The 14466-nt window shown below is 70.7% G+C and carries 15 protein-coding genes; 14 read left to right on the forward strand and 1 reads right to left on the reverse strand.

All coding sequences use genetic code 11. The features are described 5' to 3' along the window. The first annotated feature begins 5 nt into the window (after positions 1 to 5). The 13 genes from rpsF (at position 6) to GVN67_RS14680 (ending at position 12604) form a co-directional block, all read left to right on the forward strand. Positions 6 to 476 carry a 30S ribosomal protein S6 gene (gene rpsF, locus GVN67_RS14620; protein WP_159997189.1) on the forward strand — a complete coding sequence of 157 codons (471 nt, stop codon included), beginning with the start codon at positions 6 to 8 and terminating at the stop codon, positions 474 to 476. 6 nt (positions 477 to 482) lie between these two features. Next, on the forward strand, positions 483 to 761 hold the full coding sequence (rpsR, locus tag GVN67_RS14625; protein ID WP_159997191.1) for a 30S ribosomal protein S18: 279 nt from the start codon (positions 483 to 485) through the stop codon (positions 759 to 761). Between the two features lie 47 nt (positions 762 to 808). After that, a complete protein-coding gene (locus tag GVN67_RS14630) occupies positions 809 to 1753 on the forward strand; it encodes a hypothetical protein (protein WP_159997193.1) in 945 nt (314 codons plus the stop codon). A gap of 16 nt (positions 1754 to 1769) precedes the next feature. After that, positions 1770 to 2339: a 50S ribosomal protein L9 gene (rplI, locus tag GVN67_RS14635; protein ID WP_159997195.1), complete on the forward strand. Its 570-nt coding sequence runs from the start codon at positions 1770 to 1772 to the stop codon at positions 2337 to 2339. 484 nt (positions 2340 to 2823) lie between these two features. After that, positions 2824 to 4347, forward strand: coding sequence for a replicative DNA helicase (locus tag GVN67_RS14640; protein WP_159997197.1), 1524 nt, complete (start codon positions 2824 to 2826; stop codon positions 4345 to 4347). Beyond that, positions 4325 to 5422: an alanine racemase gene (gene alr / locus GVN67_RS14645; RefSeq protein ID WP_159997199.1), complete on the forward strand. Its 1098-nt coding sequence runs from the start codon at positions 4325 to 4327 to the stop codon at positions 5420 to 5422. Before GVN67_RS14640 ends, alr begins: the two co-directional genes overlap by 23 nt. A gap of 34 nt (positions 5423 to 5456) precedes the next feature. Further along, complete coding sequence (locus GVN67_RS14650; RefSeq protein ID WP_159997201.1) at positions 5457 to 6239, forward strand: ABC transporter permease; 783 nt, start codon at positions 5457 to 5459, stop codon at positions 6237 to 6239. Next, positions 6239 to 7012 (forward strand): ABC transporter ATP-binding protein, encoded by a 774-nt coding sequence (locus GVN67_RS14655; protein WP_159997203.1) that lies wholly within the window; start codon positions 6239 to 6241, stop codon positions 7010 to 7012. The genes GVN67_RS14650 and GVN67_RS14655 overlap by 1 nt, the downstream gene beginning before the upstream one ends. 320 nt (positions 7013 to 7332) lie before the next feature. Beyond that, complete coding sequence (locus GVN67_RS14660) at positions 7333 to 8262, forward strand: metal ABC transporter substrate-binding protein (protein WP_159997205.1); 930 nt, start codon at positions 7333 to 7335, stop codon at positions 8260 to 8262. Between the two features lie 44 nt (positions 8263 to 8306). Then, positions 8307 to 9776, forward strand: coding sequence for a DNA repair protein RadA (gene radA, locus GVN67_RS14665; RefSeq protein ID WP_235035305.1), 1470 nt, complete (start codon positions 8307 to 8309; stop codon positions 9774 to 9776). A gap of 34 nt (positions 9777 to 9810) precedes the next feature. Then, entirely contained in the window at positions 9811 to 10368 is a 558-nt protein-coding gene (locus tag GVN67_RS14670) for a CvpA family protein (protein WP_159997207.1), read from the forward strand. Between the two features lie 11 nt (positions 10369 to 10379). After that, positions 10380 to 11858: an amidophosphoribosyltransferase gene (purF, locus tag GVN67_RS14675; protein WP_159997209.1), complete on the forward strand. Its 1479-nt coding sequence runs from the start codon at positions 10380 to 10382 to the stop codon at positions 11856 to 11858. After that, positions 11855 to 12604 carry an SDR family NAD(P)-dependent oxidoreductase gene (locus tag GVN67_RS14680; RefSeq protein WP_159997211.1) on the forward strand — a complete coding sequence of 250 codons (750 nt, stop codon included), beginning with the start codon at positions 11855 to 11857 and terminating at the stop codon, positions 12602 to 12604. The genes purF and GVN67_RS14680 overlap by 4 nt, the downstream gene beginning before the upstream one ends. A 19-nt stretch (positions 12605 to 12623) precedes the next feature. Here GVN67_RS14680 and GVN67_RS14685 read toward each other — a convergent pair whose 3' ends face one another. Then, the gene (locus GVN67_RS14685; RefSeq protein WP_159997213.1) at positions 12624 to 13091 is read right to left on the reverse strand and encodes a GNAT family N-acetyltransferase; all 468 of its coding nucleotides are present in this window, start codon (positions 13089 to 13091) and stop codon (positions 12624 to 12626) included. Between the two features lie 246 nt (positions 13092 to 13337). On the opposite strand from GVN67_RS14685, the gene GVN67_RS14690 reads away from it, so the two are divergent. Beyond that, entirely contained in the window at positions 13338 to 14399 is a 1062-nt protein-coding gene (locus GVN67_RS14690; protein WP_159997215.1) for an aspartate-semialdehyde dehydrogenase, read from the forward strand. The last annotated feature ends 67 nt before the right edge of the window (positions 14400 to 14466 follow it).

A 14466-nucleotide genomic window follows, 5' to 3' on the forward strand; every position in this document is an offset into this window, starting at 1 on the left:
ACCCCATGCCCTTGTATGAGACCGTGCTCATCGCACGTAACGACCTGACCCAGCAGCAGGTCGAAACCATCACCGACCAGATCGCGACCATCGTCACCGAAGCCGGTGGCGAGGTGAAGAAGCGCGAGTATTGGGGCCTGCGCGGCCTGGCCTACCGGATCAAGAAGAACCGCAAGGGGCACTACATGCTCCTCGGTCTCGACTGCCCGGTCGCCGCCGAGCAGGAAGTCGCCCGTCAGCTCGGCCTGAACGAGGACGTGCTGCGTCACATGACGCTGCGCATCGAGACGATCGACGAGAACCCGTCCGCCATCCTCGCCAAGCGTGGCGACGACCGCGAGCGTGACCGCGGCTTCCGCGGCCCGCGTCCGGCTGCCGGCCGCTTCTCCTCGGGCCGCCGCGAGCGGAACGACGATCGTGAGGAATACCGCGCCCGTCCCCGTGAAGACGGCGACAACGGCCCCGGCGAGGAGTAATCGATCATGTCCGATTCGACCGATGTGAACATCGCCGCCCGCCGCCCGGCTGTCGGCGCCCGCCGGCCCTTCTACCGCCGCCGCAAGTCCTGCCCGTTCTCCGGCCCGAACGCGCCGAAGATCGACTACAAGGACGTGCGCCTGCTGTCCCGCTTCCTGAGCGAGCGTGGCAAGATCGTCCCCTCCCGGATCACCGCCGTGTCGGGGAAGAAGCAGCGCGAGCTGGCCAACGCCATCAAGCGCGCCCGCTTCCTGGCCCTGCTGCCTTACGTCATCAACGACTGAGCGCAGCGGACGGGATCGGACCTAGGACACGGATCTAAAGACGGAAGATGGCAACCGGGCAGTCCCGCTTCGGCCTGACCGACGACCCTCGCCTGTTGGCGGGGGCGGCGGGCGGGCTCGTCTCGGCGCTGGCCGCGCTCTGCGCCTTCCGCGGCGTGCCGGGGGGGATGGGGCTGTTCTGGCTCTCGCCCCTGCCGCTCTTCCTGGCCGGGCTCGGCTTCGGCAAGGCCTCGCTCGCCATCGCGGTCGCGATCGGCGGCGTGGCGCTGCTGCTGACCACGCCGGGCGTCCTGCCGCTGCTGTTCTGGCTCGCCCTCTACGGCGCGCCGGTGCTGCTGCTGCTGGGCCTGGGCCTGCAGGACGCGCCGCCGGGAGCCCAGCCAGGCACCGCGCGGCTGTCCCTCGGCCTGCCGCTCGCGCTGCTCGGCATCTGGCCGGCCATGCTCCTCCTGCTCGCCAGCCTGCTGGCCAGCAACGAGGGCGGGCTGGAGGCGCTGCTGCGCGACGCCATCACCACCGGCCTCGCCCGCATGGGCGCCGAGGTGCCGGAGGCGGTGCTGCGCCAGATCGTCCGGCTGCAGGCCGCGGCGCTGGCGCTCTGGGTGGGCTTGACGCTGCTGGCCAATGCCGCGGGGGCGCAGGGTTTCCTGCACCGGCGCGGCCTGGCCCTGGCGGCCGAGCCGGCCTGGCGCGCGGTGCGGCTGCCCGTCTGGTACCCGGCGCTGCCGGGCCTGGCCGGGCTGCTCTGGCTGGTGGCCGATCCGGCGGCCGAGCTGCTGCCGCTGTCGCTCTGCCTGGTGCTGGCGGTGCCGCTGGTGCTGCAGGGCCTGGCCGCGATGCATTCCCGGCTGGCGGGCTTCTCGGCCCGTCTGCCGCTGCTGATCCTGCTCTACGTCCTGATTCTCGTCTTCAGCCTGCCGGGTGCCCTGATCCTTGTGGCGCTCGGCCTCCTCGAACAGTATGGGCGCCGCAACCCGCCCGCCAACATGTGAGATCGGGGTTACACCGATGATCGAAGTCATCCTGATGCAGCGGGTCGACAAGCTCGGCCAGATGGGCGAGCTGGTGAAGGTCCGCCCGGGCTACGCTCGCAACTTCCTGCTGCCCCAGGGCAAGGCGATCCGTGCCAACACGGACAACCTGGCCCGTTTCGAGCGCGAGCGCGTGCAGCTCGAGGCGCAGAACCTGAAGCGCCGTGAGGAAGCCGAGCGCGTCTCCGAGCGGATGGACGGCCTGACCGTCGTCATCATCCGCCAGGCGGGCGAGTCGGGCGGCCTCTACGGCTCCGTCTCCAGCCGCGACATCGCCGACGTCTGCAAGGACGCCGGCCTGACGCTGGCCCGCAACCAGATCCTGCTGGAGCAGCCGATCAAGACCCTGGGCGTGACCCCGGTGAAGGTCGCCCTGCACCCGGAAGTGACGCTGGTGGTTTCCGTCAACGTCGCCCGCTCCCCGGAAGAAGCCGAGAAGCAGGCCCGCGGCGAGGACCTGCGCGCCGAGCAGCAGGCCGAGGAAGAGAGCCTGGAGGCCGAGCTGGCCGCCGAGCTTTCCGAGCTGGGCGCTGCCAGCGAAGACTGAGGGCCTTTGGCCGGGGCCTCGCGCCCTGGCCGCCTCTGTCGACGAAAAAGGCGTCCCTCCTCGCGGGGGGAGGCCTTTTTTCATGCGGGGCTGGCAGGCGCGCCCCATGGGAAGCCGCCCTGTCGCGACATTGGGCAGGCTGATCGCCAGGTCCGGCCGTCATGATCCGTGGCGATGATCGGGGGGCTCGGACCATGCTGTTCGACTGCATCCTGTCCCGCATGATCCGGCGCGGGACGCCGGAAGTCCGCTGTCCCGACGGCCCCGCCGCCGGCCCGGACCATCGGCCATTGGCGCCGCCGCTTCGCCGCCAATCGCGGGCGCCATCCCTGGATCCAGCAGAGCGAGGCCAGGGGGCCTGGCCCCCTGGACCCCCACCAAGAAGCTGAGGTTCTCGGATCTCCCATCTTGTGACAGCACACGGCCGCGGCTGGTACATTTCAACCCCTCCCCCCACGGGGGCGGGCGGGCTAGATTGCGCCGCATGAACAGCGTCAACCCGCCCGGCGATGGGCTGCTCACTCTCTCGCAGCGCCAGCCGCCCTTCAACCGTCAGGCGGAACAGGCGCTGCTGGGCGCCCTGCTGTCCAACAACAAGGCCTATGAGCGGGTCTCGGAATTCCTCGCCCCCGAGCATTTCGCCGACGCCGTGCACGGCCGCATCTTCGCCTCCGTCCAGCGCCGCATCGAGGCCGGGCAGCTGGCCGACGCCATCACCCTGCGCGCCGAATTCGAGCATTCCGGCATCCTGCAGGAGGTCGGCGGCACCGGCTACCTGGCCGAGCTGCTGGGCGCCATGGTCGGCATCATCAATGCCGGCGAATATGGCAAGGTCATCCACGACGCCTGGCTGCGCCGCCAGCTGATCGACCTGGGCGAGACCGTGGTCAACCGCGCCTTCGGGGCGGAAGCCGAGCTCGCCGCCAAGGAGCAGCTCGAGGCCGCCGAGCAGGCGCTGTTCGAGCTGGCCAAGGATGGCGGCTCCGAGGGCGGCTTCGTCACCTTCAACCGGGCGCTGACCGATGCGGTGAACCTGGCGGAAAAAGCCTTCGCCCATGGCGGCGGCGTCTCCGGCCTGGCCTCCGGCCTGCGCGACCTCGACGGCAAGACCGGCGGCCTGCATCCGTCGGATCTGATCATCCTCGCCGGCCGCCCCGGCATGGGCAAGACGGCGCTGGCCACCAAGGTCGCCTTCGGCGCCGCCAAGTCGCTGCTGCGCCTCGCCGAGGACGAGCATGGCCCCGGCGCCGTGCCGCGCGGCGGCTGCGCCATCTTCTCGCTGGAAATGAGCGCCGACCAGCTGGCCACCCGTCTGCTGTCGGAAGAATCCCGCGTCTCCGGCGACCGCATCCGCCGCGGCGAGATCCAGCAGCGCGACTTCGACAAGTTCGTCGAGGTCAGCCGCGACCTGGCCCGCCTGCCGCTGTTCATCGACGACACGCCGGCCATCACCATCTCGGCCATGCGCACCCGCTGCCGCCGGCTGAAGCGCACCAAGGGCCTCAGCCTGATCGTCGTCGACTACCTGCAGCTGATGCGCCCCGCCGCCGGGTCCCGCCCGGAGAACCGGGTGCAGGAGATCAGCCAGATCACCCAGGGGCTGAAGGCGCTGGCCAAGGAGCTGGCGGTGCCGGTCATCGCCCTGTCGCAGCTGTCCCGCCAGGTGGAAAACCGCGAGGACAAGCGGCCGCAGCTGTCCGACCTTCGCGAATCCGGCTCGATCGAGCAGGATGCCGACATGGTCATGTTCGTCTACCGCGACGACTACTATCTGAAGATGCAGGAGCCGAAGAACACCAACTTCGACAGCTCCGACAAATACGAGTCGGCGCTGGCGGGTTGGAAGGACCGGATGGAAAAGGCCTATAACCGCGCCGACCTGATCGTGGCCAAGCAGCGCCACGGCCCCACCGGCACCATCCCGCTGTTCTTCGAGGCGGAGTTCACCCGCTTCGGCGACCTCGACATCACCCATGGGGACATGCATGGCGGTGGCAGTGATTACTGACCTTCTTCCCGCCCGCGTCGCGGCCGAGGCCCCGGAGGCGGAGCTGCTGGTCGATCTCGGCGCCATCGCCGCCAATTGGCGCGACCTCTCGGCCCGCCATGCCGGCGGCCCGGTCGCCGGCGTGGTCAAGGCCGATGCCTATGGCCTGGGTGCTGCGCCCGTCGCGCAGGCGCTGGCCGCCGCCGGCTGCCGCCATTTCTTCGTGGCCCAGTTCTCCGAAGGCGTCGCCCTGCGCGCGGCCCTCGGCGCCGGCCCGATGATCGCGGTCCTGGGCGGCTTCCCGCCGGGCGCTGACGGAGGCGCTGACCTCACCCCGGTGCTGAACGGCCCGACCGACATCGCCGCCGCCCGCGCCGCCGGGCTGACGGGCGCCATCCTGCATGTCGACACCGGCATGGAGCGCCTCGGCCTGAACGCGGCCGAGCTCGCCGCCGCCGGCGACCTGTCCGCCCTCGGCCTGCGCTACGTCATGACCCACCTGGCCTGCGCCGACGAGGCCGGCCACCCGCTGACCGCGCTGCAGGCGACCCGCTTCGCGGCCGTCCGCGCGGCGCTGCCGGGGCTGCCCACCAGCTTCGCCAATTCCTCCGGCCTGTTCCTGGGCCCGGACTACGCCTCCGACCTGGCCCGGCCGGGCTGCGCGCTCTACGGCATCAACCCGACCCCGGGCCGGCCCAATCCGATGCGCCAGGTGATGCGCCTGCTGGTGCCGATCCTGCAGATCCGCGACATCGCCCCCGGCACCACGGTGGGCTACGGCGCCTCCTGGACCGCCAGCCGCCCCAGCCGCATCGCCACCATCGCCGCCGGCTATGCCGATGGCTATCTCCGTGCACTCTCCGGCCGCGGCACGGCCTTCATCGACGGCCAGGCCGCGCCCCTGGTCGGCCGGGTCTCGATGGACCTGATCACCCTCGACGTCACCGACGCCCCCGCGGCGCAGCTCGGCGGCATGGCCGAGCTGATCGGCCCGGCCCAGACCCCGGACCAGCTGGCGGCGCTGGCCGGCACCATCGGCTATGAGATCCTGACCTCGCTCGGCGCCCGCTACCGGCGGCGCCATTCCCCCGCATGACACCCCCTCCGCATGATGCCGCAGGCCCGCTGACTTGAACCTGATCCTGAACGTTCTCGCCGCCATCGGCCGCGGCGTGCTCGGCGGCTGCCGCTCGGTCGGCGCCATCGCGATCTTCGCGCTGGACGGCGTCTCGCATGTCCTGCGGCCGCCCTTCTATCCGCGCCTCTTCGGCCGCGCCTTCCTGGAGATCGGCTATTTCTCCCTGCCGGTGGTGTCGCTGACCGCGGTCTTCACCGGCATGGTGCTGGCGCTGCAATCCTATTCCGGCTTCTCCCGGTTCGGCGCCGAGAGCGCGGTGGCCAATGTCGTCGTGCTGTCGATCACCCGCGAGCTCGGCCCGGTCCTGGCCGGGCTGATGGTCGCCGGCCGCATCGGCGCCGCCTTCGCCGCCGAGATCGGCACCATGCGCGTCACCGACCAGATCGACGCGCTGACCACGCTGTCGACCAACCCGATGAAATACCTGGTGGCGCCCCGGCTGCTGGCCGGCACGCTGGCCATGCCGCTGCTGGTGGTGGTGGCCGATATCCTGGGCATCATGGGCGGCTGGCTGGTCGGCACCACCAAGCTCGGCTTCGGCTCCACCACCTACCTGGCCTCGACGCTGAACTTCATGCAGCCCGAGGACGTCATCTCCGGCCTGGTGAAGGCCGCCGTCTTCGGCTTCATCATCACCCTGATGGGCTGCTACCACGGCTACAACAGCCGCGGCGGCGCCCAGGGCGTGGGCTCCGCCACCACCGCGGCGGTGGTCTCCTCCTCGATCCTGATCCTGGCGCTCGACTATGTGCTGACCGAGATGTTCTTCGGCTGATGACCGACACCCCGAAAATCCGCCTGCGCGGCCTGACCAAGCGCTTCGGCGCCAAGACCGTGCTCGAGGGCGTCGACCTCGATATCGCCGCCGGCCATGGCATGGTCATCCTCGGCGGCTCCGGCTCCGGCAAGTCGGTGACCATCAAATGCATCCTGGGGCTGATCACCCCCGATGCCGGCAGCATCGAGATCGACGGCCGCAACATCCTGTCGATGCCCCGCCGCGAGCGCGAGGCGCTGAACGACCGCATCGGCATGCTGTTCCAGAACGGCGCGCTGTTCGACAGCCTGCCCGTCTGGGAGAACGTCTGCTTCAAGCTGCTGGCCCAGAAGCGCATCACCCGCGCCCGCGCCCGCGACAAGGCGGCGGAAGTCCTCGCCCAGGTCGGCCTGGCCGCCAGCGTCGGCGACCTCACCCCCTCGGAACTGTCGGGCGGCATGCAGAAGCGCGTGGGCCTGGCCCGCGCCATCGCCGCCGAGCCCGACATTATTTTCTTTGACGAACCCACCACCGGCCTGGACCCGATCATGGGAGCGGTGATCGACGGCCTCATCGTCGATTGCGTCAAGAAGCTGGGCGCGACCGCGGTCTCCATCACCCACGACATGGCCAGCGCCCGCCGCATCGGCGACACCGCGGCCATGCTGCACAAAGGCCGCATGGTCTGGACCGGCGCCGCCGCCGAACTGGGCCAGACCGGCAACGCCATGGTCGACCAGTTCGCCCGCGGGGAGCGGGAAGGTCCCATCGGGATGGAACTCAGGAAGTAAGAAGGCCAGGGGGAATGAATTCCCCCTGGACCCCCATCTTTTTTCTGGGGTGACTGCCGCCTCCACGTGAAGACGGGACGTGAAACGGCCAATCGGCAGCGCGACCTTTAAGGGCGCGCTGTTTTCATATGTGGCGTCCCGCCGTGATGCCCTGGCGACGCGCATGTTGGTGCGCCGGTCTCCGAACGGCCGGTGATCAGAAAAAAGATGGGGTCCAGGGGAATTCATTCCCCTGGCCTGCCCCTGACTTACCTTGCTTCCCTGCCTCGATAGGCTTATCCGATACACTATAACATAACTTCCCTCGAGAGTGCTTGCCCATGCTCCGCCGTTCCCTTTTCCTCGCCCCTCTCCTCCTCGCCGCAACCCAGGCGCGTGCGGCGGCGGCGCCGTTGCGGGTGGTGGCGTCTTTCTCGATCCTGGCCGACCTGACGCGGCAGATCGGCGGCGAGCGGGTCGCGGTGCGGGCGCTGGTCGGGCCGGATGCCGATGCGCACAGCTTCTCGCCGCGGCCCTCCGACGTGGCCGCGCTGCGCGAGGCGCAGCTGGTGGTGCGCAATGGGCTGGGCTTCGAGCCCTGGCTGGACCGGCTGCTGGGCGCCGCCGGCGGCAAGGTGCCGGCGGTGGTGGCCAGCGCCGGCATCGCGCCCCGCGCCATGGAGGGCGGCGGCGACCACGGCCATGGCCACAGCCACGGCAAGCCCGGCGCGCCGGTGGCCGACCCGCATGCCTGGCAGGATCTGAAGAACGGCCAGGCCTATGTGCGCAATATCGCCGCCGGGCTGGTGGCGGCCGATCCGGAGGGTGCGGCGCTGTACAACGCCAATGCCGAGGCGCTGGTCGGGCGGCTGGCGGCGCTGGATGGCTGGGTGCGGCAGCAGGTGGCCAGCGTGCCGGCGGCGCGGCGCAAGGTGGTGACCAGCCACGACGCCTTCGGCTACTTCGCCGCTGCCTATGGCGTGCAGTTCCGCGCGCCGCAGGGCATCAGCACCGAGGGCGAGCCCAGCGCCCGGGCGGTGGCCGCCCTGGCGCGGCAGCTGAAGGCCGAGGGCATCACCGCGGTCTTCATCGAGAACATGACCAACCCGTCGCTGCTCGACCGCCTGGCGGCCGAGGCCGGGGTGCGGGTGCGCGGCCGGCTGTTCTCCGACGCGCTGTCGGCCGAGGGTGGCCCGGCGCCGGGCTACGAGGCGATGTTCCGGCACAATCTCGGCCTGCTGGTGCCGGCGATGAAGGGCGAGGCGGGGTAAGCGCCGCCCTTCCCCCTGTACCCACTTTGTTCTAGACCGGGCGGATGGCCAAACCCGCTGCCCGCTTCGTCTGCCAGAATTGTGGCGCCGTCACCTCGAAGTGGCAGGGCCGCTGCGAGACCTGCGGCGAATGGAACACCATCGTCGAGGAGCAGACGGAGATCCGCGCCCCCGGCCCGGCCGGCAAGTCGGCGGGCGGGCGGAAGATCGACTTCGTCAGCCTGAAGGGCCGCGCCGCCCCGCCACCCCGCACCGAAAGCGGCATGGCCGAGCTCGACCGGGTGCTGGGCGGCGGCTTCGTCCCCGGCAGCGTGGTGCTGGTGGGCGGCGACCCAGGGATCGGCAAGTCGACCATCCTGCTGCAGGCCGCCGCCCGCATCGCCAATGCCGGCAAGCGCGTCCTCTATATCTCGGGCGAGGAGGCGATCGACCAGGTGCGGCTGCGCGCGCTGCGGCTGGGGCTGACCGACAGCCCGCTGGGCCTCGCCGCCGCCACCAGCCTGCGCGACATCGCGGCCTCCCTCGAGGAGGAGAAGGACGCGACGCTGGTGATCATCGACTCCATCCAGACCGTCTGGCTGGACAGCCTGGACGCCGCCCCCGGCACGGTCAGCCAGGTGCGCGCCTGCGCCGCCGAGCTGACGCGGCTGGCCAAGACGCGCGGCTTCGCGGTCGTCCTGGTCGGCCATGTCACCAAGGAGGGGACGCTGGCCGGCCCGCGCGTGCTGGAGCACATGGTCGATGCCACGCTGTATTTCGAAGGCGATCGCGGCCACCAGTTCCGCATCCTGCGCGCGGTGAAGAACCGCTTCGGCGCCACCGACGAGATCGGCGTCTTCGAGATGACCGATCGCGGGCTGATGGAGGTGGCCAATCCTTCTGCCCTGTTCCTCGCCGAGCGCCGCGGCAATATTTCTGGGAGCGCCGTCTTCGCGGGCATGGAGGGGACGCGGCCGGTGCTGGTGGAGATCCAGGTGCTGCTCTCGCCCTCCCCCTCCGGCGGCTCGCCGCGGCGGCAGGTGGTGGGCTGGGATTCGGGGCGGCTGGCGATGCTGATGGCGGTGCTGGAGTCGCGCTGCCGGGTCAGCCTCGGCCAGAACGACGTCTATCTGAACATCGCCGGCGGCCTCCGGGTGAACGAGCCGGCGGCCGACCTCGCCGTCGCCGCGGCGCTGGTCTCGGCGGCGACCGACCGCCCGACCGACCCGGAGATGGTGTTCTTCGGCGAGATCGGCCTGTCGGGCGAAATCCGCCAGGTGGCGCAGACCGACACGCGGCTGCGCGAGGCCGCCAAGCTGGGCTTCGCCGCCGCCACCCTGCCGCGGCGGGTGGCGCGTCCCGGCCGAACCGCCTCGGCGCATGACGGGCTGAAGCTGACCGAGATCGGGCACCTCGCCGACCTGGTGGCGCCGCTGGCCGCGGCCGCCGCCGCCTCGGCCAAGCCCAAGTCTTCAGAAGGTGGCACAAAGGACACGCCGCGGCGGAAGGCGCCGGAAACCGCGGCCGAGGCGTGACACCCAGCCGCCGCTTGGCTATAGGCTGCCCCCGATGACCTGGGTGGACGGCATTGTCCTCGCGGTGCTCGCCCTCTCGGCGCTCATCGCCTTCTTTCGCGGCATGGTGCGCGAGGTGCTGGGCGTCGGCGCCTGGATCGGCGCCGTGCTCTTCGCCATCACCGTGCTGCCGGCGCTGTCGCCGCTGCTGGCCGAGCATGTCCAGCCCCCCTGGCTGGCCGAGCTGATCGCCGCCGCCGCCGCCTTCCTGGTCGCGCTGATCGTGCTGAAGCTGCTGATCGGCTGGTTCGCCGGCAAAGTCCGGGCTTCGGTGCTCGGGGGTCTGGATCGCGCGCTCGGCATGGTCTTCGGACTGGTTCGTGGTGCTTTCCTGGTCGTCCTCACCTATATCGTGGGCGGACTGTTCCTGCCCGCCGTCGACCGTTGGCCCGAACCGGTGCGCGAGGCACGAAGCTTGCCGATGACGGCAGGGGCGGCAGCGATGCTTGTCTCCCGGCTGCCAGCGGAGTATCGCCCCCGACTTCCTGACCTGCCGCAGAGCAGCATGCCCAGCATGGACGAGCTGCTGCGACCCCCGGCCCGAGGCCGGTAACGAGGACGCCGATGCACCCCCTGCCCCATGACACCTCCCGGGACGATGACGACGGCTTCCACGAGGAATGCGGCGTCTTCGGCGTCTGGAATGCGACCGATGCGGCGGCGCTGACGGCGCTCGGCCTGCATGCCCTGCAGCATCGTGGCCAGGAGGCGGCGGGTGTCGTCACCCTCTCCGAGCCCGGCAAGTTCCACGCGCATCGCGGCCTCGGCCTGGTCGGCGACATCTTCGGCGACGCCAAGGTCATGGCCGGGCTGAAGGGCCGCTGCGCCGTCGGCCACAACCGCTATGCCACCACCGGCGAGACGGCGCTGCGCAACGTCCAGCCGCTGTTTGCCGATTTCGAGTTCGGCGGCCTGGCCGTCGCCCATAACGGCAACCTGACCAACGCGACGACCCTGAAGCGCGCCCTGGTCCGCCGCGGCTGCATCTTCCAGGCCACCTCCGATTCGGAGGTTTTTATTCATCTGATCGCCATCAGCCTCTACGCCAGCGTGGTGGACCGGCTGATCGACGCGCTGAAGCAGGTGCAGGGCGCCTATTCGCTGGTCGGGCTGCATGACGGCGCCATGATCGGCGCGCGCGACCCGATGGGCGTCCGCCCGCTGGTGCTGGGCCGCATCGGCGGCGAAGGCGGCGCCTATGTGCTGGCCAGCGAGACCTGCGCCCTCGACATCGTCAGCGCCGACTTCGTGCGCGACATCGAGCCGGGCGAGATCGTCGTCATCGACAACAACGGCCTGCGCAGCATCAAGCCCTTCGGCCGCACGCAGAACCGCTTCTGCATCTTCGAGTACATCTACTTCGCCCGCCCCGATTCCGTGGTCGAGGGCACGCCGGTCTACACCACCCGCAAGCTGATCGGGCAGGAGCTGGCGCGCGAGAGCCATGTCGATGCCGATGTCGTGGTGCCGGTGCCCGATTCCGGCGTGCCCGCCGCGATGGGCTATGCCACCGAGGCAAAGATCCCCTTCGAGCTCGGCATCATCCGCAACCACTATGTCGGCCGCACCTTCATCGAGCCGACCGACCAGATCCGGCACCTGGGCGTCAAGCTGAAGCACAGCGCCAACAAGCCGATGATCGAGGGCAAGCGGGTGATCCTGGTGGACGATTCCATCGTCCGCGGCACCACCTCGAAGAAGATCGTCGAAATGGTGCGCCAGGCCGGCGCCAAGGAGGTGCATATGCGCATCTCCTCGCCGCCGACCACGCATTCCTGCTTCTACGGCATCGACACGCCGGAGCGCAGCAAGCTGCTGGCCGCCAACCACGACGTCGAGGAGATGGCCCGCATCATCGGCGCCGACAGCCTGGCCTTCATCTCGCTGAACGGGCTGTACCGCGCGCTCGGCCGCGACGGGCGCGACAGCGCCAATCCCGGCTATTGCGACGCCTGCTTCACCGGCGACTACGCCATCCCGCTGACCGACCTGGTCGACCATCCGGAGCGCATGCCGGCCCTGCTGGCCGCCAACGGCCAATGAGCCAGGGTGCCACGGCGGAGGTCGGCGCGCAGGCCGACCGACCGCTGGCGGGGCAGGTCGCGCTGGTCACCGGCGCCAGCCGCGGCATCGGTGCCGCGACGGCGCAGGCGCTGGCCCGGTTGGGCGCCCATTGCGTGCTGATCGCCCGCACCCAGGGCGGGCTGGAGGAAACCGACGACGCCATCCGCGCGGCCGGCGGCCAGTCCACCCTGCTGCCCTTCAACCTGGTCAAGGACGCCGACAAGATCGACATGGTCGGCCCCTCCCTGGTGGAGCGCTTCGGCCGGCTCGACATCCTGGTCCACAATGCCGGGGCGCTGGGCGCGCTGACGCCGGTCGCGCATATCACCCCGCGCGACTGGACCGAGGTCATCGGCACCAACCTGACCGCCAGCTGGCGGCTGATCCGCACCTGCGACCCGCCGCTGCGGGCGGCGCCGGCCGGCCGCGCCATCTTCGTCACCACCGGCCGCGTGCAGCGCCCCAAGGCCTTCTGGGGGGCCTATGGCGCCTCCAAGGCGGCGATGGAGCACTTGGTGCAGAGCTGGGCCCAGGAGGTCGAGCACACCCCGCTGCGGGTCAACCTGTTCGACCCCGGTGTGGTGGCCACCAAGCTGCGCGGCCAGGCCATGCCCGGCGAGGACCAGTCGACCATCGCCCAGCCGCAGGACGTGGCCCCGGCGCTGGCCGCCCTCTGCCTGCCGACCGAGACGCGCCACGGCGCCACGGTGCTGTACAAGCGCTGACCCCTGCCTGGGGGGCCACTCAGCCCCCCAGCGCCTTCTGCATCAGCAGCACGCTGCGGCCAGCCTGCGGCACCTGCCCGGCATCCTCCCAGCCGAGCCGGCGATACAGCGCGCCCTCGCCGCTGGTGTAGAGCCACAGCGTCCCGGCCCCGCCCTCCGCCGCCGCCCGCTCCACCGCCGCGACCAGCCGCGCCCCGTAGCCGCGCCCGCGCGATTCCGGCCGCACGAAGACCCCGGCCAGCCAGGGCGTCAGCTCAGGCCGCTCGTCCAGGTCGGCAGCCGCCAGGCTCGCCGTTCCCGCCGGCTGCCCCTCCTCCAGCAGGACAAAGGATTGCTGCGGGCCGCGCTCGGCATTCGACTGGCCGACAACAGCCAAAACCGTCTCCAGGCTTTCGCCATTCTCCCGCCAGAAGGCGTGCCACAGCCAGGCCGCCACCTGCGGCCCCAGTTCCGGCCGCGCCCGCAACGTCACGATCTCCGTCTCCACCCTCGTCCCTCCTTGCGCCCCAGGCACGGCCACCCCTTGACGGCAGACCGGCGTCAGGGCGAAATACCTCTCATGTTCGCGATGACCATCATCAAGCGCATTACCAAGACGACCGCTCCGGCGGGGCGTCCTCTGGTGGCTGCGCGGTGACCGCCGCAGCATAAGACCAGAAGGCCCCGCCGGAGACGGACGGGGCCAGGCCGAAACCGGCCCCGTCTCTCCCGGCACCACCGGACATCGAGAGACATGCTCAACCTGCAAGACCCCGCCGAAGCCCTTCCCCACCAGTCGGTGAAGGCCCATCCCGTCGTCGCCATCGTCGGCGCCACCGGCGCCGTCGGCGTCGAGCTGCTGGAAAGCCTCGCCGCGCGGGACTTCCCGCTGTCGGGGCTGAAGCTGCTGGCCTCCGCCCGCTCCGCCGGCAAGACCATGCGCTTCCGCGACCAGGAGCTGACCGTCGAGACCCTGACGGAAGACAGCTTCGAGGGCGTCGACCTGGCGCTCTTCTCCGCCGGCAGCGGCATCTCCAAGCGCTATGCCGCCGCCGCCGTGAAGGCCGGCGCCGTGGTGGTCGACAATTCCTCGGCCTTCCGCATGGACCCCGACGTGCCCCTGGTGGTGCCGGAGGTCAACGCCGCCGCCATCGCCCGCCACCGCGGCATCATCGCCAATCCGAACTGCGTGGCGATCATCGCGACCGTCCCCCTCGCCCCGCTGCGCGAGAAGCTGAAGCTGAAGCGCGTCACCGCCGCGACCTACCAGGCCGCCTCCGGCGCCGGCGCCGCGGCCATGGAGGAGCTCCGCGCCTCCACCGAGGCCTACCTCAAGGGCGAGGCCTTCGAGCCCAAGGTCCTGCCCCACCCCTATGCCTTCAACCTGTTCAGCCACAACGCCGAGATGGACGAGGAGAACGGCTACAACGGCGAGGAGCTGAAGGTCATCCAGGAGACCCGCCGCATCCTCGACATGCCGGAGCTGCCGATCGGCATCACCTGCATCCGCGTCCCCGTCCTGCGCGCCCATGCCATCGCGCTGACCCTGGAATTCGACGCCCCCGTCACCCCGGAAGAGGTCCGCGCCATCCTGGCGGACGCCCCGGGCGTGAAGCTGGTCGACGACCGGGTGCGCAACCACTTCCCGATGCCCTCCGAAGCCTCGGGCCAGGGCGACGTGCTCGCGGGCCGCATCCGCACCGACCTCGGCGATCCCTCGGGCCGCTCCATCGCCCTCTTCGTGGCCGGCGACCAGCTGCTCAAGGGCGCGGCGCTGAACGCCGTGCAGATCGCGGAGAAGCTGCTGCAGCGGTAAGCACCAGGGGGCTCCGCCCCCTGGACCCCCGCCGGGGGGACAGTGTCCCCCCGGCGGGGGTCCAGGG

The organism is Roseomonas sp. 18066, from assembly GCF_902706185.1.
GTDB lineage: Bacteria > Pseudomonadota > Alphaproteobacteria > Acetobacterales > Acetobacteraceae > Pseudoroseomonas.

Excerpts from the sequence above, each read along its gene's own strand:
- rpsF (WP_159997189.1), top strand. The coding sequence starts at position 6 with ATGCCCTTGTATGAGACCGTGCTCATCGCACGTAACGACCTGACCCAG.
- rpsR (WP_159997191.1), top strand. The coding sequence starts at position 483 with ATGTCCGATTCGACCGATGTGAACATCGCCGCCCGCCGCCCGGCTGTC.
- GVN67_RS14630 (WP_159997193.1), top strand. The coding sequence starts at position 809 with ATGGCAACCGGGCAGTCCCGCTTCGGCCTGACCGACGACCCTCGCCTG.
- rplI (WP_159997195.1), top strand. The coding sequence starts at position 1,770 with ATGATCGAAGTCATCCTGATGCAGCGGGTCGACAAGCTCGGCCAGATG.
- GVN67_RS14640 (WP_159997197.1), top strand. The coding sequence starts at position 2,824 with ATGAACAGCGTCAACCCGCCCGGCGATGGGCTGCTCACTCTCTCGCAG.
- alr (WP_159997199.1), top strand. The coding sequence starts at position 4,325 with ATGGCGGTGGCAGTGATTACTGACCTTCTTCCCGCCCGCGTCGCGGCC.
- GVN67_RS14655 (WP_159997203.1), top strand. The coding sequence starts at position 6,239 with ATGACCGACACCCCGAAAATCCGCCTGCGCGGCCTGACCAAGCGCTTC.
- GVN67_RS14660 (WP_159997205.1), top strand. The coding sequence starts at position 7,333 with ATGCTCCGCCGTTCCCTTTTCCTCGCCCCTCTCCTCCTCGCCGCAACC.
- radA (WP_235035305.1), top strand. The coding sequence starts at position 8,307 with ATGGCCAAACCCGCTGCCCGCTTCGTCTGCCAGAATTGTGGCGCCGTC.
- GVN67_RS14670 (WP_159997207.1), top strand. The coding sequence starts at position 9,811 with ATGACCTGGGTGGACGGCATTGTCCTCGCGGTGCTCGCCCTCTCGGCG.
- purF (WP_159997209.1), top strand. The coding sequence starts at position 10,380 with ATGCACCCCCTGCCCCATGACACCTCCCGGGACGATGACGACGGCTTC.
- GVN67_RS14680 (WP_159997211.1), top strand. The coding sequence starts at position 11,855 with ATGAGCCAGGGTGCCACGGCGGAGGTCGGCGCGCAGGCCGACCGACCG.
- GVN67_RS14690 (WP_159997215.1), top strand. The coding sequence starts at position 13,338 with ATGCTCAACCTGCAAGACCCCGCCGAAGCCCTTCCCCACCAGTCGGTG.